Consider the following 1721-nt stretch of genomic DNA (forward strand, 5'->3'; position numbering starts at 1 on the left):
CGCTGGGGCGGGGCGCTGCGGCGGGGCGCTGTGGCGGGGCGGAGCACGGCGGGGCGGGGCGGCGATCCAGCAGGCTGATGTGCCCATCCGAAGATGGATACCGGCGCCATGGTGGGGGGAATTTCTACATCTTGAAACCCGCGGCACCGTGTCGTCGGCGTGTCGCAACCAAGATGTAGAAAAAGCCCCGGGCGCCCCCATTACCCAAAGAGCAACAGAACCACCGAAGGAAGCTCCAGCGCCTGCCCAGCCGACATAGCTCCAACGCGTCCCGAACTGTTGCCGCCTACCGTCGAGCACCTTCGCTCGGGATGGTCGTCGCGTGAGCGGCGGCCCCTCGCTTTGCGCGCGACTTTCGGCGCGCGCCCGCGGTGAGCCTCGTTCACACCGGCACTACACCCGATCGGTATGCATGACACCCCTTCTGATCGGGTGCAGCGCCCCCCTAACGGGTGCAGCATCCCCCAACGGGTGCAGCGTCCCCCAACGGGTGCAACGCTTGTCTTCGGCACCCTGGCTGCCCTAGCCGCTCCGGGCCACCCTCGCCGCCCTGGCCGCTCCGGGCCACCCTCGCTGCCCGGACCACCCTAGCCGCCCCGGCCGCTCCGGACCACCCTCGCCACCCTCGCACCCTCGCCACCCCGGGCCGGAACACCCCGTTGCTGCCCCTTCGAGGAGCATTTTGTCTGCTCGGGCGCGCCACCACCACACAATAAAAAACGAACCGCAGATCCCGAAGGACCTGCGGTTAATCGTGCGCGAGGGGGGAGTTGAACCCCCACTCCATCACTGGAACACGGACCTGAACCGTGCGCGTCTGCCTATTCCGCCACTCGCGCGTACCCAGAAAGAATAGGGGCAACGCACCCCCCGCGTCAAATCAGCATCAGTGACCCAGAACACGCATCGCCTGTTAATTCGTTGGTTCGAGGCATCGAGCCAGCGAGACGCCCACTCCTACAGCAAGAACCTGCACGCGAGGATCCCACCGATGCTCAGCAGGGTTGCTGCGCTCACTCCCGCGTCGACCCATCCGAGGCGCACGCGACCGGCGCCGTCGCGCCCGCTCGAACCCGTCGCGGTGAGCGCCCCGCGCATGGACATGGCGCGACCGGTCTCGGCGGCACCTCGAGAGGCTGCCGACAGGATCGCCGTGATGACGTCCACGCTGAGGCGGGCGTATCCGCCCAGGGACATGGTTGCCATGTCCTGCCCGAGCCGCAGCTTTGCGGTGTCCATGACGGCCTGGGCCTGATCGCGCAGCATGGGAAGGCCTCGCAGGGCGCACGCCATGACCAGCGCCCACTGATCCACCGGCGCTCCGAGGAGGCGAAGCGGCCTCAGGAAGAAGCGCAGGGCTCCCGCGAGCGCACTCGTGGGGGTGACCCACGCGATGAGAGCCGAGCCCCACAGGACGACGATCGCCAGCGTGGTGGCACGTAGGAAGAGCTCAAGCCCGTCCCCCAGCCACGCGCCGATGCAGCCGCCGATGAACCCCGAGATCATCCACGAGGGCGGGCGGGGGGCGACGCTGCGCGGCAGGCGGACGATCGCGGAGGCGACGACGAGGAGGCCTCCAACGATCGCGAGCGTTGACCAGCGCGGGAGGAGTATGACGCACGTGGTGAGCGCCGTCCAGGCAAGGATGAGCGTTCCCGGCCAGGCTCGCGACAGCGGCGTCGACCACGGGAGGGGGCGGGGCAGGGGGAAGCCGGAGCGCC

1 protein-coding gene and 1 tRNA gene are annotated in these 1721 nt (G+C 69.0%); both read right to left on the minus strand.

Features of this window, described 5'->3' with window-relative positions:
- Positions 1 to 755: 755 nt before the first annotated feature.
- Positions 756 to 839: transfer RNA gene (locus HMPREF9006_RS06480), tRNA-Leu, on the minus strand.
- A 118-nt stretch (positions 840 to 957) separates the two neighbouring features.
- Positions 958 to 1721, minus strand: a 764-nt coding sequence (locus HMPREF9006_RS06485) for an energy-coupling factor transporter transmembrane component T family protein (protein ID WP_232209845.1), incomplete at its 5' end; no start/stop codon positions are given.

It is taken from the genome of Actinomyces sp. oral taxon 180 str. F0310 (assembly GCF_000185285.1).
Classification (GTDB): domain Bacteria; phylum Actinomycetota; class Actinomycetes; order Actinomycetales; family Actinomycetaceae; genus Pauljensenia.